At 73.7% G+C, this 26,822-nt stretch carries 25 protein-coding genes and 1 pseudogene; 17 read left to right on the top strand and 9 right to left on the bottom strand.

Going from position 1 to position 26,822, the window contains the following annotated elements; genetic code table 11:
- Positions 1-33: 33 nt before the first annotated feature.
- Complete coding sequence (locus tag OG898_RS26845) at positions 34-1,182, bottom strand: nitric oxide synthase oxygenase (RefSeq protein ID WP_250745071.1); 1,149 nt, start codon at positions 1,180-1,182, stop codon at positions 34-36.
- Positions 1,183-1,409: 227 nt separating this feature from the next.
- Complete coding sequence (locus tag OG898_RS26840) at positions 1,410-1,703, bottom strand: hypothetical protein (RefSeq protein ID WP_266959716.1); 294 nt, start codon at positions 1,701-1,703, stop codon at positions 1,410-1,412.
- A gap of 136 nt (positions 1,704-1,839) precedes the next feature.
- On the opposite strand from OG898_RS26840, the gene OG898_RS26835 reads away from it, so the two are divergent.
- Positions 1,840-2,865, top strand: coding sequence for a LuxR C-terminal-related transcriptional regulator (locus tag OG898_RS26835; RefSeq protein WP_266959714.1), 1,026 nt, complete (start codon positions 1,840-1,842; stop codon positions 2,863-2,865).
- Here the strand turns inward: OG898_RS26835 and OG898_RS26830 are convergent.
- The 4 genes from OG898_RS26830 to OG898_RS26815 all read right to left on the bottom strand — a co-directional run bounded on the left by OG898_RS26830 (position 2,839) and on the right by OG898_RS26815 (position 7,427).
- On the bottom strand, positions 2,839-4,350 hold the full coding sequence (locus OG898_RS26830) for an FUSC family protein (protein ID WP_266960464.1): 1,512 nt from the start codon (positions 4,348-4,350) through the stop codon (positions 2,839-2,841). The genes OG898_RS26835 and OG898_RS26830 overlap by 27 nt on opposite strands.
- A gap of 313 nt (positions 4,351-4,663) precedes the next feature.
- Entirely contained in the window at positions 4,664-5,092 is a 429-nt protein-coding gene (locus tag OG898_RS26825) for a universal stress protein (protein WP_250745068.1), read from the bottom strand.
- Between the two features lie 75 nt (positions 5,093-5,167).
- On the bottom strand, positions 5,168-6,709 hold the full coding sequence (locus OG898_RS26820; RefSeq protein WP_250745086.1) for an APC family permease: 1,542 nt from the start codon (positions 6,707-6,709) through the stop codon (positions 5,168-5,170).
- Between the two features lie 124 nt (positions 6,710-6,833).
- The gene (locus OG898_RS26815; protein WP_266959711.1) at positions 6,834-7,427 is read right to left on the bottom strand and encodes a histidine phosphatase family protein; all 594 of its coding nucleotides are present in this window, start codon (positions 7,425-7,427) and stop codon (positions 6,834-6,836) included.
- A gap of 70 nt (positions 7,428-7,497) precedes the next feature.
- On the opposite strand from OG898_RS26815, the gene OG898_RS26810 reads away from it, so the two are divergent.
- The 3 genes from OG898_RS26810 (at position 7,498) to OG898_RS26800 (ending at position 9,560) form a co-directional block, all read left to right on the top strand.
- The gene (locus OG898_RS26810; RefSeq protein WP_250745066.1) at positions 7,498-8,223 is read left to right on the top strand and encodes a YoaK family protein; all 726 of its coding nucleotides are present in this window, start codon (positions 7,498-7,500) and stop codon (positions 8,221-8,223) included.
- Between the two features lie 214 nt (positions 8,224-8,437).
- Entirely contained in the window at positions 8,438-8,869 is a 432-nt protein-coding gene (locus tag OG898_RS26805; protein WP_250745065.1) for a MarR family transcriptional regulator, read from the top strand.
- A gap of 91 nt (positions 8,870-8,960) precedes the next feature.
- Complete coding sequence (locus OG898_RS26800) at positions 8,961-9,560, top strand: RNA polymerase sigma factor (RefSeq protein ID WP_266959708.1); 600 nt, start codon at positions 8,961-8,963, stop codon at positions 9,558-9,560.
- Here OG898_RS26800 and OG898_RS26795 read toward each other — a convergent pair.
- Both OG898_RS26795 and OG898_RS26790 read right to left on the bottom strand, forming a co-directional pair.
- Positions 9,448-10,506 (bottom strand): MerR family transcriptional regulator, encoded by a 1,059-nt coding sequence (locus tag OG898_RS26795; RefSeq protein ID WP_266959706.1) that lies wholly within the window; start codon positions 10,504-10,506, stop codon positions 9,448-9,450. The two genes, OG898_RS26800 and OG898_RS26795, sit on opposite strands and share 113 nt — an antisense overlap.
- 35 nt (positions 10,507-10,541) lie before the next feature.
- Positions 10,542-11,915, bottom strand: a complete 1,374-nt coding sequence (locus OG898_RS26790) for a deoxyribodipyrimidine photo-lyase (protein WP_250745062.1) — start codon at positions 11,913-11,915, stop codon at positions 10,542-10,544.
- A gap of 304 nt (positions 11,916-12,219) precedes the next feature.
- Here OG898_RS26790 and OG898_RS26785 point away from each other — a divergent pair, with 304 nt between their 5' ends.
- Positions 12,220-12,840: a hypothetical protein gene (locus OG898_RS26785; RefSeq protein ID WP_266959704.1), complete on the top strand. Its 621-nt coding sequence runs from the start codon at positions 12,220-12,222 to the stop codon at positions 12,838-12,840.
- A 16-nt stretch (positions 12,841-12,856) separates the two neighbouring features.
- Here the strand turns inward: OG898_RS26785 and OG898_RS26780 are convergent, their stop codons facing one another.
- A complete protein-coding gene (locus OG898_RS26780; RefSeq protein ID WP_266959702.1) occupies positions 12,857-14,362 on the bottom strand; it encodes an SDR family oxidoreductase in 1,506 nt (501 codons plus the stop codon).
- Between the two features lie 177 nt (positions 14,363-14,539).
- On the opposite strand from OG898_RS26780, the gene OG898_RS26775 reads away from it, so the two are divergent.
- The 12 genes and pseudogenes from OG898_RS26775 (at position 14,540) to OG898_RS26720 (ending at position 26,743) form a co-directional block, all read left to right on the top strand.
- Positions 14,540-15,895 (top strand): NAD(P)/FAD-dependent oxidoreductase, encoded by a 1,356-nt coding sequence (locus tag OG898_RS26775; protein ID WP_266959700.1) that lies wholly within the window; start codon positions 14,540-14,542, stop codon positions 15,893-15,895.
- The gene (locus OG898_RS26770; RefSeq protein WP_266959698.1) at positions 15,892-16,674 is read left to right on the top strand and encodes a DUF1365 domain-containing protein; all 783 of its coding nucleotides are present in this window, start codon (positions 15,892-15,894) and stop codon (positions 16,672-16,674) included. The genes OG898_RS26775 and OG898_RS26770 overlap by 4 nt, the downstream gene beginning before the upstream one ends.
- On the top strand, positions 16,671-17,936 hold the full coding sequence (locus OG898_RS26765; RefSeq protein WP_266959696.1) for a cyclopropane-fatty-acyl-phospholipid synthase family protein: 1,266 nt from the start codon (positions 16,671-16,673) through the stop codon (positions 17,934-17,936). Before OG898_RS26770 ends, OG898_RS26765 begins: the two co-directional genes overlap by 4 nt.
- 56 nt (positions 17,937-17,992) lie before the next feature.
- Positions 17,993-18,739, top strand: coding sequence for a DUF1295 domain-containing protein (locus tag OG898_RS26760; protein WP_266960462.1), 747 nt, complete (start codon positions 17,993-17,995; stop codon positions 18,737-18,739).
- A gap of 37 nt (positions 18,740-18,776) precedes the next feature.
- Positions 18,777-19,256 carry an Lrp/AsnC family transcriptional regulator gene (locus tag OG898_RS26755; protein WP_249764881.1) on the top strand — a complete coding sequence of 160 codons (480 nt, stop codon included), beginning with the start codon at positions 18,777-18,779 and terminating at the stop codon, positions 19,254-19,256.
- 61 nt (positions 19,257-19,317) lie between these two features.
- Positions 19,318-19,995 carry an HAD family phosphatase gene (locus tag OG898_RS26750; protein WP_250745056.1) on the top strand — a complete coding sequence of 226 codons (678 nt, stop codon included), beginning with the start codon at positions 19,318-19,320 and terminating at the stop codon, positions 19,993-19,995.
- Positions 19,996-20,089: 94 nt separating this feature from the next.
- A complete protein-coding gene (locus OG898_RS26745) occupies positions 20,090-21,457 on the top strand; it encodes a cytochrome P450 (protein ID WP_250745055.1) in 1,368 nt (455 codons plus the stop codon).
- Between the two features lie 385 nt (positions 21,458-21,842).
- Positions 21,843-22,612: pseudogene (locus tag OG898_RS26740) on the top strand (ABC transporter permease).
- The gene (locus OG898_RS26735) at positions 22,585-23,349 is read left to right on the top strand and encodes an ABC transporter ATP-binding protein (protein WP_250745053.1); all 765 of its coding nucleotides are present in this window, start codon (positions 22,585-22,587) and stop codon (positions 23,347-23,349) included. The pseudogene OG898_RS26740 and the gene OG898_RS26735 overlap by 28 nt, the downstream one beginning before the upstream one ends.
- A gap of 65 nt (positions 23,350-23,414) precedes the next feature.
- Positions 23,415-24,455 carry an ABC transporter substrate-binding protein gene (locus OG898_RS26730; RefSeq protein ID WP_266959693.1) on the top strand — a complete coding sequence of 347 codons (1,041 nt, stop codon included), beginning with the start codon at positions 23,415-23,417 and terminating at the stop codon, positions 24,453-24,455.
- Positions 24,455-25,549, top strand: coding sequence for an LLM class flavin-dependent oxidoreductase (locus tag OG898_RS26725; protein ID WP_266959691.1), 1,095 nt, complete (start codon positions 24,455-24,457; stop codon positions 25,547-25,549). The genes OG898_RS26730 and OG898_RS26725 overlap by 1 nt, the downstream gene beginning before the upstream one ends.
- Positions 25,550-25,669: 120 nt before the next feature.
- A complete protein-coding gene (locus OG898_RS26720; RefSeq protein ID WP_266959689.1) occupies positions 25,670-26,743 on the top strand; it encodes an NAD(P)-binding domain-containing protein in 1,074 nt (357 codons plus the stop codon).
- The last annotated feature ends 79 nt before the right edge of the window (positions 26,744-26,822 follow it).

The following is a 26,822-nucleotide window of genomic DNA, read 5'->3' as shown; positions in this document are numbered from 1 at the left end:
GGTACCCCCTGGGAGCGACGGTAACAGAAGGGTCTAGACCAAATCCCGCCCTTGGGCACGTTCTTGTGCTCCGGGGTGGTGGACGTAGGCGGTCGAGCTCGGCCGGTCCTCGTAGGTGCGGTGGAAGACCGGGGTCGCGGACCCGGAGATGGGCGGCACGATCCAGGACCAGTCCGCGCCCACGTCACGGCCCTTGCGCTCCTCCTTCTCCAGGTGGGTCAGGAAGCGCCGGGACTCCGTGTGGTGGTCGGCGATGGTGACCTTGGCCCGGTCGAAGGAGTGCAGCACCGCCCGGTTGAGCTCGACGAGGGCGCGGTCCTTCCAGAGGGAACGGTCGCTGGCGGTGTCGAGGCCCATGCGGCGGGCGACCGCGGGCAGCAGGTTGTAGCGGTCGGTGTCGGCAAGGTTGCGGGCGCCGATCTCGGTGCCCATGTACCAGCCGTTGAAGGGCGCCGCCGGGTAGTGGATGCCGCCGATCTCCAGGCACATGTTGGAGATCGCGGGTACGGCGTGCCAGCGCAGGCCCCAGTCCGACCAGCCGTCACCGCCCGCCGCTCCGTCGGGGTGCTCGATGGGCACCTCCAGCACGGCGTCCTGCGGGACGTCGAACCAGCGGGGTTTGTCGTCGACCCCCTGCACGACCAGCGGGAGGAGGTCGAAGGGGGTGCCGGGGCCGCGGGACCAGCCGAGGGCCAGCAGGGCGCTCGTGAGCTCGGCGTTGCGGGCGTCGCCGACGGTTATCGAGGGGTGGTCGCCGTAGCCGGCGTACCGGACGAGCTGTTCGCTCCAGATGACCGGGCCGGGACGGTCCGGGGTGTCGGGGGCGAAGACCGTGATGGTGGGCCGGACCCGGCCGCCGTTGGTCGCCTCGCGCAGGTGCTCGAAGCACTCCTCGGCGATCCCGTCGGCATCGGTGAGCCCGCGGCGGTCGCGGACGCGCAGCGAGTTCCAGTACAGCCTGCCTATGCAGCGGTTGCTGTTGCGCCACGCCACGCGGGCGCCGTGCTCCAGCTCCTCGGGAGTGTGCCGGTACGTGCCCGTCTCGGCGAGCTCGGCCCGTACGGCGGCGAGCCGCTCGCGCGGATCACCCGCGTCCGGACTCTCCCTGTGGAACAGTCGGATGAACTCCTCGGCCGCTTCCCACACCTGAGCGGTGCTGGAGCACTCTTGAAGTATTTCCATTCCGGGCGGTTACCCCCTGTCCGACCAGGTCCACCCCGCGCGCCGTGGAGCAGCGCCCTGCCGGATGAATGTGCAATGAACAATCACCCGTTGTACACGCCGCAGGTCAGCGGCGTGTGGAAGGCGCGCCCGGAACACTCCTCCGTGTGATCTTCATCGATCGGCCTGCGGGAAGGGCAGGGGCGGACGTACCATCCGCGGCATCGCCGGACGCTCGGACCGGAGGCTCAGAGACGGGCGGCGCGGTCGGCGTCGTGGATCACGCGGACCGCCGCGGTGGCGGCGACCACCGCGGAGCGGGCGGAGCCCAGCGCCTCGCGGGCCGCCTCCAGGCCGTCTTCGCGGGAGATCAGGGCCGAGGCGTCGGCGGCGCAGTCGATCAAGTGCAACGCCACTCGGGCGAGTTGCTCGTCGGATCCGTACGCGTCGTCCACCGCCTTGCGTGCCCGGGCCAGCATGTCCAGCGCCTCGATCAGGCCTGCCGGCGGAATCCTGCGTTCGGAACGAATGTTTCGCTTCACCGTCGCCACTCCCGCCACCGGTCATGTGGGTCATTTCGCGATCACCAGGCAGGAAGGATCCTGCCGTTCCCCTCCCCCGCGGCCAACGGACCGGGGCATCCTGATCTTGCATTGCCGGAACAAGAAGGGGGTCCAGATGAACACCAACACCGCACATCCCGACATGGACGGCTGCACGTCGGTCTGCGGCGACTGCGCGGCCGCCTACCGAACGGCATTACGCGAGGGCGGCTTATCGGGGACCGTTCCGAGCTGCCTGATCGCCTTCGGGCTGCTGCGGAAACTGGAGGGCTCCCCCGAACACCTCCCGGTACCGCCCTCGGTCGCCGCGATCACCCTCGCGCGGCCGATCAAACGGGCCATCCTGGACCAGCGGGCCGCCCTCGACGCCCTGATCGCCTCCCTCTCCCCGCTGGACGCCGTCTACCGGCACGAACGCCAGCGCCACAAGGCCCACGTACAGCCGCTGATCGGCCGCGAGGTCATCGACACCGCCGTCCAGGGAGCCCTGGAGACCTGCACCGAGGAACTGCTCAGTGCGCACCCCGAGGGCGGCCGGCCCTCCGGAGCGCTGACCGACGCGCTGCCCCGCGATCTCGCCCTGGCCGGCCGGGGGGTTCGCCAGCGCACGATCTACGGCCACACCGTCCGCGCGCACGGCCCGACGCTCGCCCACATCGAACGGGTCACCCAAGAGGGCGCCGAAGTGCGGACGGTGGGCGAGAGGTTCGAGCGGCTGATCGTGTGCGACCGGTCGGCCGCCTTCATCGCGGTCCTCGCCGCGAGCGGAAAGGAGGCGTACGCCCTGGAAATCCGCGAACCCGGCCTGATCCAGTACCTCACGAAAACCTTCGAGGCCGTGTGGGAACGGGCCGTCCCCGTCGAGTTCGACACCACGGGACAACGCCCTCCCCGGCTCACCGACGAAATCCAGCACGCGATTCTCGAACTCATGGTGAAGGGGCATACGGACGAGGCCATTTCCAAACGGCTCGGCCTGAGCACCCGCACCATCGGCGCGCACATCAAACGCGCCTCGACCCGCTTCGGCAGCCGCAGCAGGGCCGAACTCGGCTTCAGCCTCGCGAAGGCCGGAGTCCTCGACACCGGCCGGTACGCACCCGGCAGCCCGGGGTCAGGCGCCCACCAGCGGGGAGCGTGACGCACTGCGCAGGGGTCCGTCGAGCTGGGCGAGGAGCCGCTCCAGACCGTGCAGGTGCGCCAGCGCGGGCCCCGAAGCGGGCCGCCCGGGGTTCACGGCCGCTCCGGCCGGCCGCAGCTCCGCCTCCGCCGCGCGTTCCGCTTCCGGCGTGAGCAGGGCTTCCACCGCGGCCTCCACGCGCCAGCACGCCGCCGCGAGCCGCGCGTCGTGGCTCGCGTCCGGGTCCGCCGCCACCGAGACCAGCCCGCGGACCTCCACGGCGCACTCGTCGAGCAGCGCCAGCACCCGGCGGGCCCGGGCCTTGCGGCCGCGGTAGGGGCTCAGCGGGTGGACGAGCGGAGCCAGGGAGAGCCGTACCCGGCCCAGGAACAGTTCCAGCTCAGCGGCGTGCGGCGCGGGGTCGGCCACCGGGGAGCCGGCGAGCCGGGCCGCGGCCTCGGCCGTGCAGGTGCGCACGCAGCGCAGGGCGCGCTGGATCCACATGTCGTTGGTCGCGTGGGTGGTCACCGGGAGCACCAGGATCACCGCCAGCCCGGCGCACACCGCGCCGACGGCCGTCTGCTCCAGGCGCAGCACGAGCAGACCCGGGTCGAGGACGCCCAGCAGGCCGTAGAGCAGGCCGGCCATCACCGTGACGGCCAGCATCATCCAGCTGTAGGACACGGCGGCGGTGTAGAAGATCCCGAAGACGCAGAGCGCCACCAGGGCCGCCGTGGGCGCGGGCGCCCCGTTCAGCGGGATGGCGATGAGCAGGCCCGCCCCGATCCCGAACACCGTGCCCACGACCCGGCGGAAGCCGCGGACCAGGGTCTCGCCGCGCGAGGTGGTGTTGACGAAGATCCACCAGGTGGTGCCGACGGCCCAGTACCAGCGGTCCTCCGACAGGGCCTGGCCGATGCCCAGCGCGACCGCGCAGGCGGCGGTGGCCTGGAAGGCCTGGCGGGTGGTCGGCCGGGCCAGCCCGGTCCCGGGCGGCGCGGGCGGTACGGCGGCGGGCGGCACGCGGCGCTCGATCGGCCACAGCACGAAGCGCACGGCGCCGGCCGACAGGAGGGCCAGCGCGACGGCCGCGTAGAGCTCGGGCAGCTGCCCGGGCCGGGCGTGCAGGAACTGCGTGATGAAGAAGTTCATGAACGCGAAGATCCCGAGGGCGTGGCCGCGCGCCCCCCACCTGCGGGCGTAGACCCCGGCGAACACCACGGCGACGAACACCGCGTCGCGGGCCAGGGGGACGCCGTGCAGGGTGGTGGCCAGGGCCAGCACGGGGAATCCGGCGGCGGGCAGCAGGGCGGTGGTCACCCGCTGGGCGCGCACGGTCGAGTCGGTCACCGTGAAGAGGGCGAGCAGGGCGGCCAGTCCCCCGGTGATCGACGCGACGAGCGAGAGCCCGCAGAGCTCGGCCACGGCCACGGCGAGAGCGACGCCGATGACGGCGCGGGACGCGTTCCTGAGTCTTGCGCGCCCCGGATCCGGAGCCACGAACATCCTCTTCACGGCGGTGTGCCGCCCCCCTTGCGATGGAGCACGCCGGACCCGCGTCCGCCCGGGGGTGGTGGGCGGTGGACGGGCACGGCGAAGGCGCCACGGTCCGGAGCGGCCTCGTTGCCGTCCGGCGCTGCGTGGCGCCGTAGATACATGGATACGACACAGATAAGCATTCGCGGGGGCAATGGCTCAACTCGGCCCGCACCTACTGGGCCATTGGTATAGAAGATGGTGGGGAACTTCGGCCACGAAGAGACCAACGGACCCGCCCGGCGGCGTGACGCGGTGCGAGCCCCGAAGGCGGAGCGGCGGGTCAGTCCCCGGGAGCGTGCTCGGTCGGGACGCACAGGACCGGGACCGGGGAGAGGTGCAGGAGCTTGTGCGGGGTGGATCCGAGCAGGGCGCCGCGGATCGGGCTGTCCCCCCAGCTCCCCACGATGATCACCCGGGCGTCGTGCCGTTCGGCGGCGTCGAGCAGCGCCTGGGCCGGTTTCGCGTCGGCCACCTCGACCGTGGACGGTACGCCCGCCTCGTCGGCGGCCTCCACCGCCCGGGCGAGCGCGCTGCGGCCGGCCTCCCGGACGGCCTCCTGGTGCGCGCGGTACTCCTCACCGGTGAGGCCCGGGGCGGCGGCTCCGTAGACGAGGACGAGCGGCTCGCCGAAGGCGGTGGCCACCTCCAGGGCCACGCGCAGGGCGCGCTCGGCGCCGGGCGACTCGTCGTACCCGAGGACGACGGACATCGGGGCTCCTCTCCGGCTTCCGGCCGGTGCTGCGGGGCTGCGGGCTACGGGCTACGGGCTACGGGGCTGAGGCATTCAGGATTTCGGGGCTGCCGGGCTCCGGGGCTTCTTGGGCGCGTGGACGAGGGCCGGATCTGCGACGCCGCGCCGCTCCTGCCAGAAGCGGCCGTCCCTGATCCGCCAGAAGCACATGACCAGGACGCCGACGACGGCGATGCCGATCCCGATGACCAGCGGCGGGCCGAGCCCGAACCAGGAGACGCCGCTCGCGGAGTTCTCCGGGTTGGACATGTCGTCGACCGACTGCACGAGCAGCCAGGCCAGCAGGCCGGCGCCGAGGACCGGGCCGAGGCCGATCAGCAGGAAGTTGTGCACGCTCTCCAGCAGGTGGCGGCGGTAGTAGACGGCGCAGGCCAGGCCGGTGAGCGCGTAGTAGAAGGAGATCAGCAGGGAGAGCGCGGTCAGCGAGTCCAGGAGGGCGTTCTCGCTGATCTGGTTGACGGCGAGGTACCAGGCGATGGCGATGCCCGCCACCCACCAGGTGCTCACGTCCGGGGTCCGGAACCGGGGGTGGATGCGCGAGAGCTTCGGCGGCAGCGCGTGCCGGCGGGCCATGGACAGGGCGGTGCGGGAGGCGGGGATGATCGTGGTCTGGGTGGAGGCGAGGGCGGAGGTGCAGACGGCGAGCAGGACCATCCAGTCCCAGCCGCCCATGACCTCGTGCGCGAGGACCGCGAAGACGGCCTCCTCCTCGCCCGCGTTCTCGGCGAGGAACTTCGTCCCGGCGTAGCCGACGACGGCGAAGCCGACGGACAGGTACGTCACCAGCAGGACGACGGTGGACCAGATGCCGGCCTTGCCGGGTGCGGTGGCCGAGTTCTCGACCTCCTCGGTGAGGTTGACGGCCGATTCCCAGCCCCAGTAGATGAACACGCCGAGCAGCAGTCCGCCGGTCAGGGCGGCGCCGCCGGCGCCGAAGGGGTTGAGCCACTCGAGTGCGGGTCTGGTGCCGTCGAGGCTGCTGGTGCCGGCGTAGACGCGGTAGAGGGCGACCACGGCGAAGACCAGCAGGAAGAAGACCTGCGCGAGGATCAGGACGTCCTGGAGCCGGGCCGACATCTCGGTGCCGATGACGCAGACCGCGGTCATGGCCAGGATCACGACGACGGTCAGGCTCTGGCGCAGTGCCTCGTTCGCGGCCCAGCTGTCGAGTCCGGCGGCGAGCAGGCCGAAGTGGACGGCCACGTCGGCCAGCGAGCCGATGACGAGGACGCCGGTCATCGCGATGGCCCAGCCGCCGAGCCAGCCCGCCCAGGGGCCCATGGCGCGCGTCACCCACGAGAAGGTGGTCCCGCAGTCCTGGTCGACCTTGTTGAGGTAGTAGAAGGCGGCGGCGATCAGCAGCATCGGGACGAAGGAGGCCAGCATGACGCCGGGTGCGTAGATGCCGGCGAGCGCGACGATCGGCCCGATGACCGCGGCCAGGGAGTAGGCGGGCGAGGTCGAGTTCAGGCCGATGACGAGCGCGTCGAGGAAGCCGATCGCGTTGGCCTTGAGCCCCGGTTCCGCGACGGTGTCGGTACCGGCCGGAACCGGTTCCGGGGGCTGCGGGGGCATACCGTCCGAGCCATGGTGGGCCATGTACGCATCGTCACGCAGACGGGTCCCGCGCGCGAGGCGGGAGCTAGGCCGTCTCTTCCGGATCTTGCCGGTCAGGCCGGCAAGATCCGGAAGAGACGGCCTAGGGGCGGGTGTTCCAGCCCGCGACCACGGGCAGGCCGTGCTCCGTGGACAACCTGCTGAAGGTGCCCGTACGGAGCAGGAAGAGGCGTCCCTCCTCGGGAGGCAGACCGAGGTAGCGGGCCGTCAGCACCCGCAGCAGGTGCGCGTGGGCCACCATGACGACGTTGCCCCGGTCGGCGCGCAGCACCTCGGCCGCCCTGGCGAGCACCCGGTCCGCGCGGGCGCCGACCTGGGCGGCGTTCTCGCCGGGGTGTTCCTCGTCGCCCGGCGGCACCCCGTCGGTCCACAGGGACCAGTCGGGGCGCTCGCGCAGGATCTCGGCGGTGGTGATGCCCTCGTAGCCGCCGTAGTCCCACTCGTACAGGTCGGGGTCGGTGACCGCGCCGGTCAGGCCGGCGAGCTGCGCGGTGGCCGCGGCCCTGCGCAGCGGGCTGGTCAGGACCAGGGCGGGCGTGCGGTCGCGGAAGTACGGGAAGAGCGAGATCGCCTCCTCGACCCCGCGCGGGGCCAGCGGGATGTCCGTGCGCCCGGTGTGCCGTCCGGTCGCACTCCAGGCGGTCTCGCCGTGCCGCACCAGCAGAAGATCGCTCACCCTTCGGACCCTAATCCCTGCGGCATGTCGGCGCCGGACGAGCGGGCCGGACCTGTCAGTGTCGGGGCCCATGAGCCCGGGTTCCCGTACGACGCCACCTCCGCTGACCCTCCTGCTGCTGGTGCTGACCGCGGTGACCGGGCTGACCGAGGCGGTCAGCCTGCTGGCGCTCGGGCCCGTCTTCACGGCCATGCAGACGGGCAACGTGTTGTTCCTGGCCTTCGGCGTGGCCCATGCGGGCCCGTTGCCCGCGCTGGCGCCCGCCGTCTCGCTGTCCGCGTTCGCCCTGGGGGCGGCGTGCGGGGCCCGGCTGGAGGCCTTCGTGGAGAATCGGGGCCGGCGCTGGTTCGTGGCCGGGCTGTCGGCCGAGGCGGTGCTGGTGCTGACGGCCGCAGCCGCCGGATGGGGGTTGGCGCCCCGCTTCGGGGCTCCCGGCACGCGGCAGCTGCTGGTCTCGGCGGCCCTGTCGCTGGCGATGGGGATCCGGAACGTGACGAGCCTGCGGGTGAACCTGGCCGGGGTGCCGACCACCCTGGTGACCCGCTCCCTGACCTCCTTCCTCGGCGGCTCGGTCTTCGGGCAGGACCGGGCCTTCGGGTACGGGACCGCGGCCTGGATGCGGCGGGCCTCGTCGGTCGGCGCGATGTTCGCGGGCGGACTGGCCGGGGCGCTGCTCGTACGGACCGGCTGGTCGGTGGGGTGGCTGCTGCTGCCGGCCGCCGTACTGGTCCTGGTGGTGGCGGTGGTGTACCTGACCCAGCCGCTGATGCACCCCGGCGGCGAGCCATCGGTCTAGGGCTCCCGCTGCAGGCCACCGTCGCCGTCTCCGTCACCGCCGGATGGCCGGGCGCCGCCGGCTACGGCCGGTCCGGCCGGCGGCGGGCGGTGCCGAGTTCTCGGGCGTAGGCGGCTAGGGCGGCGAGTTGATGGGGGAAGTCGGCGCCGACGGATGCGGCTGACGGTTCCTGCATGGCGATGGTGAAGGTGACAATGAATTTGAAGCTGTCACGGTGGTCCAGGCCTGGGCCCGGCTGGAGCGTGCTTTCGCCAAGCTCAACCAGGTCCTCGAGCGCGACTACGGCCTGACCGGCCAGCAGCTGGCCGTGTTGCGGACGGTCGCCGACTGGGCCGGTCCCGGTCAGGCCATGCCCCTGGCGGCCTTGCGGGAGCGCCTCTTCATGCATCCCGCCACGATCGGACAGATGCTGGACCGGCTGGCCGATCGCGGCCTGGTCGTGGTCGCGCCGGACCCGCAGGACCGCCGCCGCCTGATCCACGTCACGGAGCAGGGTGGCGGGGTGCTGGCCACCGCGCCGCTGGCCGGTCCGGTGCGGCTGCGTCACGTCCAGGCCGAACCCGAGCGGCTGGGACGTCTCGCCGAGGCGCTGGATGACGCCATCACCCTGTTCGGACTGCAGGACTACGGACCCGAGCGCCGGTGACCGGCGGTGCCGGGACACCCGCGGCCGATCCGAAAACGATGCGGAAACGATGCAAGTTGGCCTCGGATGCCGTTCTCGCGAGGCTCGGGGCATGGACGACCAGGACGACACCCGGCTGGCGGCGGGGTTCGCGGCGGGCGACGAGCAATGCGTGGCGGCGGTCTACCGGCGCTGGCGGCCGATGGTGCACGGACTCGCCGTGCGTTCGCTCGGCGACGAGCGGGAGGCCGAGGACGTGACCCAGCAGGTCTTCCTCGCCGCGTGGCGGGGCCGCGGCGGGTACCGGCCCGGGCCGGGCGGCCTCGGGGCCTGGCTGACCGGCATCACCCGGCACAAGGTGGCCGACGCCCTGGAGGCCCGCACCCGGCGGGCCCGGGTGGTCCGGGCCGCCGCGCGCGTCTGCGCGCAGGCCCGGCCGGAACCGGAGCCGGGCCCGGAACGGGCCGTGGAACGGGTGCTGCTGCTCGGCGAGCTGGCCCGACTCCCGTCGGCGCAGCAGCGGGTGCTGCGGCTCGCCTTCTACGCGGACCTGACCCAGTCGCAGATCGCGGACCGCACCGGGCTCCCGCTGGGCACCGTCAAGAGCCACATGCGGCGGGCGCTGCACGTCCTGCGGCAGTCCCTCGCGCCGTCCCTCGAACGCTCCCTTGAGCGGTCCCTTGAACCCGGGGTGCCACAACCGATTCGATGACGGCCAGCCCCGAGCGGAGCCCGAACAGCCGCTCGGCCCGGGCCGGTGGGGCCGCCGCCGCGGCGCCCCAGCCGGGCCCGGCGAGCAGCAGCGCCGAGTGGCCGCGGGCGCCGCGCGGGCCCCACTCGATGGACGCCACCGACCGGGCGAGCGAGGCGTCCGCGGTCGTACGGGACTGCGCCCACAGGACGACGGCCCGCGGACCCGTCCGCCGGACGGCCTCGCACAGGGCGTCGGCGGGAAGGGCGGCCCCGAACATCCGCACCGGGATGGCGCGTTCACCGAGGGCGGCGGCCAACGCCTCCATCGGCAGGCTGTGTTGCTCCCCGGGCGCGCAGGCCAGCAGCACGGGCGGGGCCGGGAGCGGCTCCGGGGCGGGCCGGATCCGATGCAGGGCCGCGGAGACGTACCAGGACAGGAGGTGCTCCACCTCGACGTAACGCTCCCCCGCCGTGGCCCACTTGCGGCCCACGGCGTGCAGCGTCGGCGCGATGACCTCCTCCCAGGCGGTGACCGGGCCCAGCTCCGCGAGCACGGCCGCCAGCAGGTCCTCCACCGCCGGCGCGTCCAGTCGTACGGCGGCCCGCGCGAGCCCCCTGCACTCCGGGCGGACGTCCCCGAGACGCAGCGCGCGGGGCCCGCCGGGGGCCGGGGCGGCAGGATCGGCCGTGGGCGGGTCCTCCGGGGTGACGCCCCGGGCCACCCGGGCGGCCTCGGACGGGGGTGCGCCCTGGGCGGTGAGGCGGCACATCAGTTCCAGCCGGGCGATGTCCTCGGGGGTCCAGCGCCGGTGCCGGCCCTCTTCGCGGCGGTCGGGACCGATGGCGTAGCGGCGCTCCCAGGAGCGCAGCGTGGTCGGGGAGACACCGAGGCGCCGGGCGACGGCCCCGGTGCCGAGGGCGACGGGCGGGGGCTGCAGCCGGGTCTGCGGGGGGTCGGGCTCCACCGTTCCACCGTACGGCGCTGCGGGCGGACGGGGGGTCACGGTGATCCCGGGCGGCCCGCGCGGAAGCGGTCGAGGCCGTCGGCGAGGACGACCAGCGGGTCGGGGTAGTCGTAGCCCGCCCGTTCCAGGCCGGGGAGCCGCCAGGGCTCGTGCACGCGCGGTGCGGGGAGTCCTGCCAGCTCGGGGACCCAGCGGTGGACGTAGCCGCCGTCGGGGTCGTACCGCAGGCCCTGGCGGACCGGGTTGAGCACCCGGTTGGGGCGGGTGTCGGTGCCGGTGCCCGCCACCCACTGCCAGTTGAGCTGGTTGTTGGCGAGGTCCCCGTCGACGAGGAGGTCCATGAAGTGGCGGGCTCCGACGCGCCAGTCCACGTACAGGGTCTTGGTGAGGAAGCTCGCGACCAGCAGCCGGCCGCGGTTGTGCATCCAGCCCTCGTGGGCCAGTTGGCGCATGGCCGCGTCCACGACCGGGTAGCCGGTGCGGCCCTCCTTCCAGGCCCGGGTCTCCTCCTCGGCGTCGGGGCCGGTGCGCCAGCGGTCGCCGCGGTCCCGGTAGTCCGCGGCGGCGGCCGCGGGCCTGGCCGCGAGCACCTGGTGGTGGAAGTCGCGCCAGCACAACTGCCGTACGAAGGCCTCCGCGCCGGGGCCGCCGGCCGCGCGGGCACGGTGGACGGCCTCGGTGGGCGAGAGCGTGCCGAAGTGCAGGTGCGGGGAGAGCCGGGAGGTGGCGTCGCCGGCCAGGTCGTCGTGGGTCTCGGGGTAGCGGTCGATGCCGGAGCGCAGCCACCGGGCCAGCAGCCGGCGCGCCTCGGACTCCCCGCCGGGGGCGAGGCCCGGGGAGGTGCCGGTGACGGCGGCGCGCTCGGGCAGGGGCTCGGAGCGGATCGCGTCGGGCACCGGGACGGCGCGGGGCGCGGGAGCGGCGGCCCGCAGCGGGTGCTCCGACCAGCGGCGGTGGTACGGCGTGAAGACGGCGAAGTGGTCCGACCCGGTGGACCCGCTGGGAGTGACGGCCCCCGGGGCGACCGCGGTGATCACGGCGTCGTGGACGTGGAACCGCCTGCCCTCCGCTTCGAGGGCCTCGCGCAGCCGCTCCTCGCGGGCATGGGCGTAGGCGCTGACTCCGGCCGCCATGTGCACCTCGTCGGCATCGGCCTCCCGTACGAGGGCCATGGTCGCGGCGACCGGGTCGCCGGACCGTACGACGAGGCGGCCGCCGCGCGAGCGCAGCCCGTCGTCGAGGGCGGCGAGGCAGTCGGCGAGGAAGGCCAGCCGGTTGGGCGGGGCGGCGACGGCCGGGTCGCGCACGAAGAGCGGCACGACCTGCGCCGAGGAGGACAGGGCGGCCCGCAGCGGCGGATGGTCGTGCAGCCGCAGGTCGGAGGTGTAGAGGACCACCGCGACGTTCATGGGGTTCGCTCCGCGTGAGTGGGGACGTGGGGACGGGCTGTCGTGAGGTACTTCACCTGCACTGCCCCGCGCGGATGCGGTGGCGCTGCCCGATGAGGCCCGTTTGCGTGAACTCCCCTCGATTGAAAGGAATCTGACGTTTTGTCATAGTTCTGTGACATGGAACGGACGCGTCCCTGCCATTCGCTTTCTAGATTCGTCACAGGAGCCCGCCCCGACTCGTGACCCCGCACCGAGCACGCGGCATGCGGCCCTCCCGTTCCCACCAGGCCCACCGGGCCGTCTTCACTCCACGGAGTCGTTCATGTCCTTGCACACGTCCCGCCGCACCGCCGCCCGCACCGCCGTCCGCACCATCGCCGTCACCACCCTCCTCGCCGGAGCGGTACTCGCCCCGGCCGCCGTCGCCTCGGCCGACAGCACGTCGACCCCTTCGAAGTGCGTGGTGGTCAAGGAAGCGTGGATCGGCGCCGGTACCGACGCCGTGATGACCATCGCCCCCTCCGGGCCGACCGTCTCCTTCAAGGACGCGGGTGACGGCAAGGTGCTCCCCGAGCGACTCGACCGCACGCACCCGAAGCTCCCCGCGAGCGCCGGCTTCCTCGCCGAGATCCTCGACCCGAACGGCCCCGCCCCGAAACTGCGCACGAACATGGAGGGCGGCGGTCACGAGCCGAGCGTCAAGGACTTCCCCAAGCTCCCCAAGGGCTGCACCTTCGACTACTCCACGGGTACGGGCACCGGCAAGGGCGCCGGCAAGGGCCAGACCAAGGACGTGCCCAAGGGCGGCGTCGCCGCCGGTGCCGAGTACGAGCAGGGCTCCGGCCCGTCGCCGATCGCGGTGGGCGGCGCGGCGGCCGCGGTGACCGCCGCGGGCCTGGGCTTCGCCGTCATGCGCCGCCGGGCGGCCTCGGCCGGCCGCTGATCCCCCGCCCACGGGGCTACGCCGCACCCTCGACGCCATCGCCCGCGCGCTCCGCCGCGCGGGCGATGTTGCGTGCCATGCCGCCGAAGACGACGGCGTGGAACGGCGACACGCTCCACCAGTACAGGTGGCCGAGCAGGCCGTGCGGATGGAACAGCGCCCGCTGGCGGTAGCGGGATCCGGTCTCCCCCGGGGACGGCGGATCGGCGTGCAGTTCCAGCCAGGCCAGCCCCGGCAGCCGCATCTCGGCGCGCAGCCGCAGCAGCCGGCCCGGTTCGATCGCCTCCACCCGCCAGAAGTCCAGCGAGTCCCCCACCCGCAGCCGGGCGGCGTCCCGGCGGCCGCGCCGGATGCCGACTCCGCCGACGAGCCGGTCCAGCCAGCCCCGTACGGCCCAGGCGAGCGGGAAGGAGTACCAGCCGTTCTCCCCACCGATGCCCTCCACCACCCGCCACAGCGCCGCGGCCGGTGCCTCGACGGTCAGCTCCCGGCAGTCGGTGTAGAGGCTGCCGCCGGCCCAGTCGGGGTCGGTGGGCAGCGGGTCGCTCGGCGCGCCCGGGACGGAAGCGGAGGACCAGCGGGTGGTCACCCGGGCCTCGCGGATCCGCCGGAGGGCCAGTGCGAGGGCCTCGTCGAAGCCGATGGGCGCGCCCGGCGGATCCGGGACGTGGACGGCGATGTCGTGCTCCGCGCAGACCACCTCGTGCCGCAGGGATTCGGCGAGCGGCCGGGCCAGCGCCCTCGGCACGGGGGTGACCAGGCCGATCCAGTGGCTGGACAGCCTCGGGGTGAGCATCGGGACCCGCAGGATGAGGCGGGCGGGCAGCCGCGCCACGACGGCGTAGCGGCGCATCATCTCCTCGTACGTGAGCACGTCGGGCCCGCCGATGTCGAAGGCCCGGTTCACCTCGGGCGCCATTCCCGCGCTGCCGACGAGGTAGCGCAGCACGTCGCGGACGGCGATGGGCTGGCAGCGGGTGCCGACCCAGCTGGGGGTGACCATGACGGGCAGCCGTTCGGTCAGGTAGCGCAGCATCTCGAAGGAGGCCGACCCGGACCCGATGACGACGGCGGCGCGCAGCACGGTCGCCGGAACGGATCCGGCGAGGAAGACCTCACCGACCTCGGCGCGGGAGCGCAGGTGCGGTGACAGGCTCCGGACGGGGAGGTCCGCGGGGGTGAGGCCGCCGAGGTAGACGATGCGGCGGACCCCGGCGGCGCTGGCCTCGTCCGCGAAGGCCCGGGCGGCGTCCCGGTCGCGTTCCTCGAAGCCGGATCCGGTGCCGAGGGAGTGCACGAGGTAGTAGGCGACGTCGATGCCGGTCATCGCCCCGGCGAGGGACGGGGGGTCGGTGACGTCTCCCCGGACGATCTCGACGTCCCCGGCCCAGGGGTGGTCGCGCAGTTTTTCCGGGGTGCGGGCCAGGCAGCGGACCCGGTGCCCGGCGTCGAGGAGGTCGGGGACGAGGCGTCCGCCGATGTATCCGCTGGCCCCGGTGACCAGGCAGTTCTTGCCCGTCATGGCTGTCTCCGCTCGTAGCGCCGTGCTCTTCGGTACCCCTGCCCCCTCCTTCCGATTCGCCGCGGCGCGCCGGATCGGATGCGGGATTCCCCCGTACGGCACATCCAAGACCCCCCTCGGCTCCGAAGAAGGGGTGCCGGGGTGCCCCGGGTGACGGGGTGACGAGGGAGGAACACGATGACCGAGCGAGGGGCGCCGCGCCCGCGGACGGCCGTGATCGGCGGGGGCGTGTCGGGGCTGACGGCGGCGTACGTCCTCGCGCGCTCGCACGAGGTGACCCTGTACGAGGCGGACGACCGGCTGGGCGGGCACGCGCACACCCACGAGCTCAAGGGGCCGGACGGGGTGGTGCGCGCGGTGGATTCGGGGTTCATCGTCCACAACGACCGCACCTACCCGCACCTGCTGCGGCTCTTCGGCGAGTTGGGGGTGGCCACCCGGCCGACGACGATGAGCCTGTCGGTCCGCTGCGAGGGGTGCGGGCTGGAGTACGCGGGTGCGCGCGGGCCGCGCGGGCTCTTCGCCCGGCGCCGGTCCGCCGTGAACCCGCAGTACCTGCGGATGCTGGCGCGGATCCCGGCGTTCCACCGGCGGGCCAGGAGCCTGCTGGCCACCACGGCCACGACCACCAGCCCTGGTGCCGACACCGGCTCCGGCCCCGGCTCCGGCTCCGGCTCCGGCTCCGGCTCCGGCTCCGGCTCCGGCGAGATCACTCTGGCCGAGTTCCTGGAACGGGGCCGCTTCGGGGCCTACTTCACCGCGCACTTCGCGATCCCGCTGGTCGCCTCCGTGTGGTCCTGCCCGCCGGACACGGCGCTCGGGTACCCGGCCCGGTACCTGTTCCGGTTCCTGGAGCACCACGGCTTGCTGTCGGTGGGCGGCTCGCCGAGCTGGCGTACGGTCGAGGGCGGCTCGGCGCGCTACGTGGAGCGAGTCCGCGAACGGCTGGACGCCGTGTACCTGGCCGCTCCGGTACGGGCGCTCGCGCGCACCCCGCAGGGCGTGTCGGTCACCACCGCCGGCGGGGCCACCGACCTCTACGACGCGGTGGTCGTCGCCGTCCACGCCGATCAGGCGCTGAGCCTGCTGGCCGATCCGACGGACGCGGAACGCACCGCGCTCGGCGCCTTCCGCTACTCCCGCAACCGGACCGTGCTGCACACCGACACCTCGGTGCTGCCGCGCGCGCCCGGCGCCCGGGGCTGCTGGAACTACCGGCTGTCGGGGTGCCGGCCGGCCGATGCGCACGTACGGGTCAGCTACGACATGAACCGGCTCCAGGGGCTGGACGGGCCCGAGCCGTACGTGGTCACCCTGAATGCGGGCGACGCGGTGCGGCCGGAGTCGGTCCTGGCCGAGATGGAGTACGAACACCCCGTCTACAGCACGGAGTCGGTGGCGGCGCAGCGGCTCCTGCCGGCCCTGTCGGGGCCGGTGACGGCCTTCGCCGGCGCCTATCACGGGTGGGGGTTCCACGAGGACGGCTGCCGCTCGGGCGTGGAGGCCGCCGCCGCGCTGGGGGTGACGTGGTGAGCCCCCGGCGGAGCGGGGCCGGCCCGGCGGAGCCCCGTCTCTACCTGGCCGACGTCCGGCACGTCCGGTCGGGCGGGAACAGCTACCGGCTCCGGCACCGGACGTACCTGTGGCTGGTGGACCTCGACCGACTGCCCCGCCTCCCGCGGGCGTTGCGGCCGCTCGCCCGGTTCGAGGCCCGTGACCACTTCGGCGGCGGCGCCCCCTCCATCCGGGCCGGACTGGACGCGTTCCTCGTGGCGCGCGGCGCCGGACTCCCGGCGGGTTCACGGGTGTCGATGCTGGCGCACGCCCGGGTGTTCGGTCACGTCTTCAACCCGCTGACCGTGTACTGGTGTCACGGCCCGGACGGTGCCCTGCGGCAGGTGGTCGCCGAGGTGCACAACACCTACGGCGAACGCCACTGCTACCTGCTCCCGCCGGAAACGGCCCGGGACACCCGGAGCGGCGCCGAAGTCACCGCCGTCCCCAAGGAGTTCTACGTCTCCCCCTTCCTCGGGGTGGAAGGCGACTACCGCATGCGGCTGCCCGAGCCGGACGAACGCCTCGCGCTGACCGTGCAACTGGCCGGCGGTACGGACGGTGCCCGCCTGACCGCGACCGTCCGCGGCGACCGCCGCCCGGCCGGCGCCCGCGGACTGCTGCGCGCCGCGCTGCGCCGGCCCTGGTCCACCGCCGCCGTCAGCGTCGGCATCCGCTACCACGGCGTCCGGCTGTGGCTGCGCGGGCTGCCGGTCCGCCCGCGACCCCGACACGTACCCCAGGAGGGCCTGAAGTGAGCACGTCGACCACCAGCACCACCGCCGCCGCCCCGGCCGTACCGCCGTGCTCCCGGGCCAGGGCCGCCGTCGGGCGGCTGCTGATCCGCCGGGCCCTGGACCGGCTGCCGCTCCAGGTCCGGATGGGCCCCGACGGGACCCTGGGGCGGGGCGGCCCCGCGATGGCGGTGTACGACCCGGACGCCTTCGAACGCCGGATCGCGGCCGAGGGACTGATCGGCTTCGGCGAGTCGTACCTGGCCGGGGAGTGGGACGCGCGCGACCCGGTCGCCGTCCTGACCGTGCTGGCCGGGCACGTGACGGGGCTGGTCCCGGCTCCGCTGCGGCGGCTGCGCGGCCTGTGGGCCTCCCGCCACCCGGCCTCGGACCGCAACACCCCGGACGGCTCGCGGACCAACATCCAACGCCACTACGACCTGTCCAACGAGCTCTTCGCCGAGTTCCTCGACCCGACGATGACCTACTCCTCGGCGGTGTTCCGCACCCTGCCCGCCGGCCGGGAGGAGCTCGCCGAGGCCCAGCACCGCAAGATCGACATGCTGTTGGACCTGGCGGGGACCGGGCCCGGCACCCGGCTGCTGGAGATCGGCACGGGCTGGGGCGAGCTCGCCGTCCGGGCGGCCCGGCGCGGTGCGCACGTGGTCACCCTGACCCTGTCGCGGGAGCAGCGGGAGCTGGCCCTGCGCCGGATCGCGGCCGCCGGGCTGTCCGACCGCGTCGAGGTGCGGCTGTGCGACTACCGGGAGGCCGAGGGGAGTTACGACGCCATCGTGAGCGTCGAGATGATCGAGGCGGTCGGCGCCGAGTACTGGCCGGTGTACTTCGCCACGCTGGACCGGCTGCTGGCGCCCGGCGGGCGGGTCGCGCTCCAGGCGATCACCATGCCGCACGAGCGGATGCTCGCCACCAGGGACACGTACACCTGGATCCACAAGTACATCTTCCCCGGCGGCATGCTGCCGTCGGTGCGGGTGGTGGAGGAGATGGCGCGCTCGCACACCGGGCTGCGCGTGATCCGCTCCGAGGCCTACGGGGCCCACTACGCGCAGACGCTGCGGCTGTGGCGGGAGCGCTTCGCCGAGCGGGCCGACCGGGTGGCGGAGCTGGGCTTCGACGCGGCGTTCCGGCGGATGTGGACCTTCTACCTGGCCTACTGCGAGGCGGGGTTCGCCTCGGGCTACCTGGACGTGCACCAGTTCCTGCTGACGGCCGAGGGCGCCGGCAGCGCGGCGGCGGCGCCCCGGGGCGGTGGTACCCGGTGAACTGGGGCGCCTTCGGACTCAACCTGGCCGTCTCGGCGGGGGCGGCCCTCGCCGTCATGCTGGCCGCCTTCGCCGTCGGGGTCCGGCTGCACAGGCACCGCGGGGTGGACGTGGCCTGGGGCCTGGGCTTCGTCTCCGTCGCGGTGGCCACGTACGCCCTGTCGGGCGGCCGGCACCCGCTGCCGGCGGCCCTGGCGGTGGTGTGGGGCCTGCGGCTGTCCGCGCACATCGCGTGGCGGGGCCGGGGGCACGGCGAGGACCCGCGCTACGAGCGGCTGCTCGCCAAGGCTCCGGGCCACCGCAACGCGTACGCGCTGCGCATGGTCTACCTGCTCCAGGCGGGCCTGGTCTGGCTGGTCTCACTGCCCGTGCAGGCGGCGGCGTACGCGACCGGGCGCCCCGGGGCCCTGGCGGTGGCGGGCGCCGCGCTGTGGCTGTGCGGACTGCTCTTCGAGGCGGTCGGCGACCACCAGCTGGCCCGGTTCAAGGCCGATCCCGCGAACCGGGGACGGATCATGGACCGGGGCCTGTGGTCCTGGACCCGGCACCCGAACTACTTCGGCGACTTCTGCGTGTGGTGGGGGCTGTCCCTGACCGCCTGGACCTCGGGCGGAGCGGTGGCGGTGTCGGTGGTCTCCCCGCTCGTGATGTCGTACCTGCTGATCGGCGGCAGCGGGAAACGGCTGCTGGAGCGGCACATGGCGGAGCGCCCCGGCTACGCCGCGTACCGGGCCCGGACCAGCGGATTCCTGCCCCTGCCGCCCGGGCGAGCGCGGCGCCACCGCAGGTCACAGGGGGTTTGATCCGGGACGTACGAGGACGCGTTGGTACAGTCGCGGCATGGCGGTGGACGAGCTCGACACACGGATCCTGCGCCTGCTGATCGAGCAGCCGCGCACCAGCGTCCGGGAGTACGCCCGGATCCTCGGCGTCGCGCGCGGCACCCTCCAGGCCCGGCTCGACCGGCTGGAGCGCACCGGGGTGATCACCGGAACCGGTCCCGTGCTCTCCCCCGCCGCGCTCGGGCATCCCGTCCTGGCCTTCGTGCACATCGAGGTCACGCAGGGGCACCTGGACGAGGTCGGCGACGCGCTGGCCTCCGTACCGGAGATCATCGAGGCCTTCTCCATCACCGGCGGCGGGGACCTGCTGACCCGGGTGGCCGCGCGGGACAACGCGCATCTGGAGGACGTGATCCAGCGGCTGATCCGGCTGCCCGGCGTGGTGCGCACACGGACCGAGGTCGCGCTGCGCGAGCGGGTGGCGCACCGGCTCCTCCCCCTGGTCGAGTCCGTGGGACGAGCGGCGCGGAAACCCTAAAAATGCTGACAAGATGGTACGGACAGGAACAGGACAGGCACCGGCAGGACGGGCACAACGGATGATCTCCGTCATATTCGATCTCGACGGCACCCTCGTGGACAGCGAGCCGAACTACTACGAGTCCGGGCGACGCACCCTGGAGCGCCATGGGGTCCTCGATTTCACCTGGGAGCAGCACTCCCGGTACATCGGCATCGGCACCCTGGAAACCCTGGAGATCCTCCGGGACGAGTACGGGATCGCCGCCCCTGTCGAGCAGTTGCTCGCCGAGCAGAACGCCGCCTATCTGGAGCTCGCCCGGACCCGCACCGAGGCCTACCCCGAGATGAGCGCGTTCGTGCGGCGGCTGCACGCCGAAGGCGTCCCGATGGCCGTGGCCTCGGGCTCCTCGCTCGAGGCGATCGACGCGGTCCTGTCGGGCACCGGGCTGGACACCCTGCTGACCACGGTGGTCTCCGCCGAGGAGGTCGCCCAGGGCAAGCCCGCCCCGGACGTGTTCCTCGAGGCGGCGCGCCGGCTGGGCGCGGACCCCGCCGACTGCGTGGTCGTCGAGGACGCGGCGCCGGGCGCCCTGGCCGCGCACGCGGCGGGCATGCGGTGCGTGGCGGTCCCGTACGTGGCGGCCACCGCCGACGACCCGGCCTTCGCCGCGGCCGGGCTGCTCTTCCCCTCGGGGCAGAGGGAGTTCAGCGCGGAGAGCGCCTACAGCTGGCTCACCGCCGCGCAGGCGGCCTGAGCCGTCCGGACGCCCCGGGCCCGGCGGTCTTCTCCGGCGGCCCGGGGTCCGTCGTGCTCTGGCGCCCTGGAGGCGGCGCTGTCACCATGCCGGGGTGACCGCCACCCTGACGCCCCCGGGCTCCGAGCGCGGACCGCGCCGCTGGCCCCTGGTGGGGAACCTGCCCGCCTTCGCCCGCGATCCGCTGGCCTTCTTCGAGTCGCTGCGCGACGAGTACGGGGACTGGGTGCCCTGGGCACTCGGCCCGCAGCGCAACGTCCTGGTCTCACTGCCGGAGCACGCCGGTGAGCTGCTCGGCGCCGTGGAGTCGACGTTCAAGCCGACCGAACTGGGCTGGGCCTTCAGGCAGTTGCTGGGCAACGGCGTGGTCGTGGCCACCGGCGAGGACTGGCGGCGCAAGCGGGCACTGGTCCAGCCCTCGGTGCGGCCGCGCCAAGTGCGCGCGTACGCGGGCACGATGGTGGAGTGCGCCGACGCGCTGGTCTCCGGCTGGAGCGACGGCGCACGGATCGACGTGCACCGGGAGATGGCCGGACTCACCCAACGCATCGCGGTGCGCACCCTGTTCGGGAGCGATGCGGCCGGCCGGGAGGCACCCATCAGTGCGGCCATGGCCACAGCGCAGCGCGAACTCGGCGCCGAGTTCCGGGGCGTGACGATGTTCCTGCCGCCCTGGGTGCAGACTCCGGGACGGCGCCGGATGCGCGCGGCCGTGGACGTCCTCGACCGCGAGATCGAGCACGTCATACGGGAGCACGAGGCGGCCTCGGCGGCCGGCGAGGAGCGGGACGACCTCCTCAGCAGGCTCCTCTCCGCCCGCGACGAGGACGGCGGGCCACTGTCGCGCACGGAGCTGCGGGACGAGTCGATCACCCTGTACATCGGCGGCCACGAGACCACGTCGACCACCTTGACCTGGGCCTGGCAACTGCTCTCGGGGGCGCCGGAGGCCCGCGAACGGCTGACGGAGGAGCTGGAGCGGGTGCTCGGCGGCCGGCTGCCGGCCTACGAGGACTACGCGCGGCTGCCCTGGACCCAGCAGGTGGTCAAGGAAGCGCTGCGGATCTACCCGCCGATCTGGCTGATCTCCGCGGTGGCCGGGGAAGGCGCCACGCTCGGCGGCCGCCCGGTCCCGGCCGGCCTGTCGGTGTGGATCAGCCCGTGGTCGATGCACCGGGACGAGCGCTGGTTCCCGGAGCCGGAGGCCTTCCGCCCCGAGCGCTGGTCCGCCGACGCGACCGCGGCACACAAGATTCCGGAACACGCCTGGTTCCCCTTCGGCGGCGGCCCGCGCGCCTGCCTGGGCGCCCGCTTCGCCCTGGTCGAGGCCGCCCTGGTGCTGGCCGTCGTGGCCCAGCGCTTCCACCTGGACAGCGGCCCGACCCGCGCGAGGGTCCTGCCGGGACTCACCCTCCAGCCCCGGGACCCGGTCCTGGCCACCCTCCGCGCGCACGGCTCCTGACCGATCCCGTCCCGACGGGAGAGATCGCGGTTCCAGAGGTCGAGACGCCATTGACCCGCGGCGGGCGAATGGCTAAGTTTCGCCGCATGTTGCGTCCCGTCATGCTCACCACGCGCGGTCACATCGACCTGCTGCGGGTGGCCTCCGCCGCGTGTTGTCGCGGCTGCTGACGCCCTTTCACCTGCGACACGAGCGCTCCGCGCTCCCTTTCGCACGCCCTGAGCCTCTGATCCCCTGAGTCGCCCGCACCCTGAGCCCCGGCCCTCCGCGGCTCAGGTCCTCGACTGCTCCGGATCCACCCGGCTCCGGACACCCCGAGCTCCGCGACCCCCGCACTCCGCCTCCGTACCGGCGTGGGGGGCGACGAACGTGGGGGCCGACGGGCGTGCGCTTCCTCCCGCCCCGCTGGGCCCGGCGCACCATCGGGCCGCTCCTCCTGCTCGCGGCGTGGCAGCTGGCCAGCAGCCTCGGATGGCTGCCCGCCGATGTGCTCGCTCCGCCCTCGACCATCGCGAGCGCCGCCGCCGGCCTGATCGGGGACGGCACCCTGCCCGCGGCCATGGGGGTGTCGCTGCAGCGGGTGGCGATCGGGCTCGTCCTGGGCGGGACGGTGGGGACGGTGCTGGCGCCGCTGTCGGGGCTCTCCCGGCTGGGCGAGGACCTGATCGACGCGAGCGTGCAGATGCTGCGCACGGTGCCCTGGGTGGGTCTCATCCCGCTGTTCATCATCTGGATGGGCATCGGGGAGGCGCCGAAGGTCGCGCTCATCACCCTCGGCACGGCCTTCCACCTGTACCTGAACGTGTACGCCGGGATCCGCGGGGTCGACGAGCAACTCATCGAAGCGGGCGGGGCCTTGGGGCTCGGCCGCTGGGGCCTGGTGCGGCACGTGGTGCTGCCGGGCGCGCTGCCGGATTCATGACCGGGCTGCGGTACTCCCTCGCCACCGGCTGGCTCGCCCTGGTGTTCGGGGAGTCCATCAACGCCGACGCCGGCATCGGGTTCCTGATGAACCAGGCCCGCGAGTTCTTCCGCACCGACGTCATCGTCGTCTGCCTCGTCGTCTACGCCTTCCTCGGCCTCACCGCCGACCTCATCGTCCGCGCTCTCGAAAGGCTGCTGCTGCAATGGCGACCGACCTTCACCGGCCAGTGACCGCTGCCGCCACCGCCGTCACGGCCACCGGCACGGCGGAGCCGGCCGATACCGCGGTACGGGTCCGGGGGCTGACCCGGTCCTTCGACGGCCGGGCCGTCATCGACGGGCTCGATCTGACCCTGCGGGCAGGACAGTTCACCGTGCTCCTCGGCCGCAGCGGCTGCGGGAAGTCCACGCTGCTGCGGGTGCTCGCCGGCCTGGACCGGGAGATCGAGGGCGAGGTCCTGGTACCCGAGCGCCGGGCGGTTGCCTTCCAGGCTCCCCGGCTGATGCCCTGGAAGCGGGTCTGGCGCAACGTGCTGCTCGGCCTGCCCGGGCGCCCCGAACGCGAGCGTGCAGAGCGGGCGTTGGCCGAGGTCGGGCTGGAGCACCGCACCGACGCCTGGCCCAAGACCCTGTCCGGCGGCGAGGCGCAGCGGGCCTCCCTGGCCCGCGCCCTGGTCCGCGAACCCGATCTGCTGCTGCTGGACGAGCCGTTCGGCGCGCTCGACGCGCTGACCCGGATCAACGCCCAGCGGCTGGTCGCCGAGCTGTGGCAGCGGCGCGGCTGCGCGGTGCTGCTGGTCACGCACGACGTCGACGAGGCGGTGCTGCTGGCCGACCGCGTGCTCGTGATGGACGAGGGCCGCATCGCCCACGACACCGAAGTGGCGCTGGAGCGGCCGCGCTCGGTCGGCGACCCCGGTTTCGCCGCGCTGCGCGCCCGGCTGCTGGCCGAGCTCGGCGTCGGCTGAGCTCCGACCGGCCCCCTCTGCTTCCCCTGCCCTGGTTCCCGTACGAGAGATCGAAGAGAAGCGACATGAGACGTCACACCCTGCCCCTGCTCGCGACGCTGCTTCCGCTGTCGCTGGTCCTGACCGCCTGCGGCGGCAGTTCGGCCGCCGACACCGGCGCCGGCGCGAAGGACGGCGCCAAGAGCGGCACCAAAGTCACCCTCAACGTGGGCGACCAGAAGGGCGGTTTCGAGTCGCTGCTGCAGGCCGCCGGTGAACTGGACGAGCTGGACTACGAGATCAAGTGGTCCACCTTCACCTCCGGCCCCCCGCTGCTGGAGGCCGTCAACGCCAAGGCCGTGGACATCGGCGGCGTCGGCAACACCCCGCCCGTCTTCGCCGCCGCGGCCAAGTCGAAGATCACGGTCGTGGGCGCCACGCACGGCTCCTCCGCCGGTGAGGCGATCCTCGTACCCAAGGACTCCGCCCTCCAGTGCCCCGCCGACCTGCGCGGCAAGAAGGTCGCGGTGGCGCAGGGCAGTTCGGCGCACTTCCAGCTCATCGCGAGCCTCCAGCAGGCCGGCCTCACCCCGGCCGACGTACAGATCACCCTGCTCCAGCCGGCCGACGCGCTGGCCGCCTTCAACAGCGGCAAGGTCGACGCCTGGGCGGTCTGGGACCCGTACACCTCGCAGGTGCTGCGCTCCGGCGCCCGCGTCCTGACCAGCGGTGAGGGGGTCGTCAACGGGCTCGGCTTCCAGGTGGCGGCGCCCGGCGCCCTGGCCGACGAGGCCAAGAGCAAGGCCATCGGGGACTACCTCCAGCGCCTCCAGCGCGCCCAGGACTGGGTGTTCAAGCACCCGGAGGAGTGGGCCAAGGTCTGGTCGAAGGAGACCGGGCTGCCGTACGAGGTGGCCTTCGACGCGGTGAAGCGCAGCAACGGCACCCGGGTGCCGGTGGCCGTGGACGACGCGGCCGTGGCCTCCGAGCAGAAGATCGCCGACACCTTCACCGAGCTGAAGCTGATCCCGGGCAAGGTCGTCTTCAAGGACTTCGTCGACACCCGCTTCAACCGGGACCTGCCGCCCTCCACCACCGACCCCCGCACGTACGGGAAGGAATCCTGATGACGGTACGACTGCACTGGTTCCTGCCGACCGGCGGCGACGGCCGCACCCTGGTCGACCGGCACGCCTACGCCAACAACCACGCCGCCGCCGGGGTGCGCGAGCCCGACATCGAGTACCTCGCACAGATCGCCAAGGCGGCCGAGCGGCTCGGCTTCGAGGCGGTGCTGACCCCGACCGGCACCTGGTGCGAGGACGCCTGGCTGACGACGGTGGCGCTCGCGCAGCACACCGAGCGGCTGAAGTTCCTCGTGGCCTTCCGGCCGGGGGTGATCTCGCCGACGCTGGCCGCGCAGATGGCGGCAACGTACCAGCGGATCACGCGCGGCCGGCTGCTGCTGAACGTGGTGACGGGCGGCGACTCGGCGGAGCAGCGGCGGTTCGGCGACCACCTCGGCCACGATCTGCGCTACGCGCGCACGGCCGAGTTCCTCTCGGTCGTGCGCGGCGTCTGGGGCGGGCAGCCCTTCGACTTCCACGGTGACCATTACCGGATCGGCGGCGGGCTGACCGCGGTGCCGCCGGACCCGCTGCCGGAGATCTTCTTCGGCGGGTCCCCGGCGGCGGCCGGTCCGGTGGCTGCCGAGCACGTGGACGTGTACCTGACGTGGGGCGAGCGGCCGCAGGAGGTGAAGGAGAAGATCGACTGGATCCGTTCGCTGGCCGAGGAGCGGGGCCGGACGGTGAAGTTCGGCATCCGGCTGCACACCATCTCGCGGGATTCGGCGAAGGAGGCCTGGGCCGCCGCGGACCGGCTGCTCGGCGACCTGGACGACGCCTCGATCGCCGCGGCTCAGGCGGCGCTGGGCGCGAGCGAGTCGGTCGGCCAGCAGCGGATGCTGGCCCTGCACGGCGGCTCGCGCGACAAGCTGGAGATCTCCCCGAACCTGTGGGCCGGGGTGGGCCTGGTGCGCGGGGGCGCCGGTACGGCCCTGGTCGGGAGCCACGGGGACGTGGCGGACCGGATCGAGGAGTACCACGCGCTCGGGATCGAGAACTTCGTGCTGTCGGGCTATCCGCACCTGGAGGAGGCGTACTGGTTCGGCGAGGGGGTGACGCCGGAGCTCGCGGCGCGCGGCCTGCTCGCAGGCTGAGCCGGGGGCGGGGGCCGGGGGCGAGGGGCGGGGGCGAGGGGCGGGGCGGGGGCCGGTGCCGGTGCCGGTGCCGGTGCCGGTGCCGGGAAGATCTCGGCTTCGCCGCCAGTTGGTAGAACCGTGAACGATTTCGCGGTGCAGGACGTGGACGTGGTCGTCGTGGGCGCGGGACAGGCGGGACTGTCCGGCGCCTACCACCTGGCGCGGGCGGGCATCGGCCACGTGGTCCTGGACCACGCGCCCCGCCCGGGCGGCGCCTGGCAGTTCCGCTGGCCCTCGCTCACCTACGGCAAGGTCCACGGCATGCACGCGCTGCCCGGGATGGAACTCACCGGCGCCGATCCGCTGCGGCCCTCCTCCGAGGTGATCGCGGAGTACTTCGCCGCCTACGAGGACCGCTTCGGCCTGCACGTGCGCCGGCCCGTGGACGTCACCGCCGTACGGGACGGGGCGGACGGCCGGCTGCTGGTGGAGTCCCGGTCCGGGACGTGGTCGGCGCGGGCACTGATCAACGCCACCGGCACCTGGGACCGGCCGTTCTGGCCGCGCTATCCGGGACAGGAGCTCTTCCGAGGCCGCCAGCTGCACACCGCGAACTACCCCGGGCCCGGCGAGTTCATCGGAGCCCGGGTCATCGTCGTGGGCGGCGGCACCTCGGCGGTGCAGCACCTGCTGGAGATCGCCGAGGTGGCGGCGGAGACCGCGTGGGTCACCCGGCGGCCCCCGGTGTTCCGCGACGGGAGCTTCGGCGAGGAGCAGGGCCGTGCGGCGGTGGCTCTGGTGGAGGAACGCGTGCGGCAGGGGCTGCCGCCCCGGAGCGTGGTCAGCGTCACCGGGCTGCCCCTGAACGAGGCGGTCCGGGGCGGGCTGGAGTCGGGCGTCCTGGACCGCCGGCCGATGTTCGATCACCTCACGAGGACGGGGGCCGCCTGGTCGGACGGCAGCCGGGTGGAGGCGGACGTGATCCTGTGGGCCACCGGCTTCCGCCCCGCCATCGACCACCTTGCTCCGCTGCGCCTGCGCGAGCCGGGCGGCGGCATCCGGCTGGACGGCACCCGCGCGGTCCGCGACGAGCGGATCCACCTGGTCGGCTACGGCCCGTCGGCATCGACCATCGGCGCCAACCGCGCCGGCGGCGCCGCGGTCCGCGAGATCCACCGCCTGCTCACCCGCACCGGGGCCGGCATCCACTGAAGACCGTCCCGCAGTCGATCTCCGGGAGGGCCGGCACCCGGCTTCACGAGTCGGCAGAGCTCGGCGCGGGCTCATTCCG

This window comes from Streptomyces sp. NBC_00193, from assembly GCF_026342735.1.
In the GTDB taxonomy this organism is placed as follows: Bacteria; Actinomycetota; Actinomycetes; order Streptomycetales; family Streptomycetaceae; genus Streptomyces; species Streptomyces stoeckheimensis.
The sequence above is the reverse complement of the archived record's forward strand: the minus strand, read 5'-3'. Positions and strand labels throughout refer to the sequence as shown.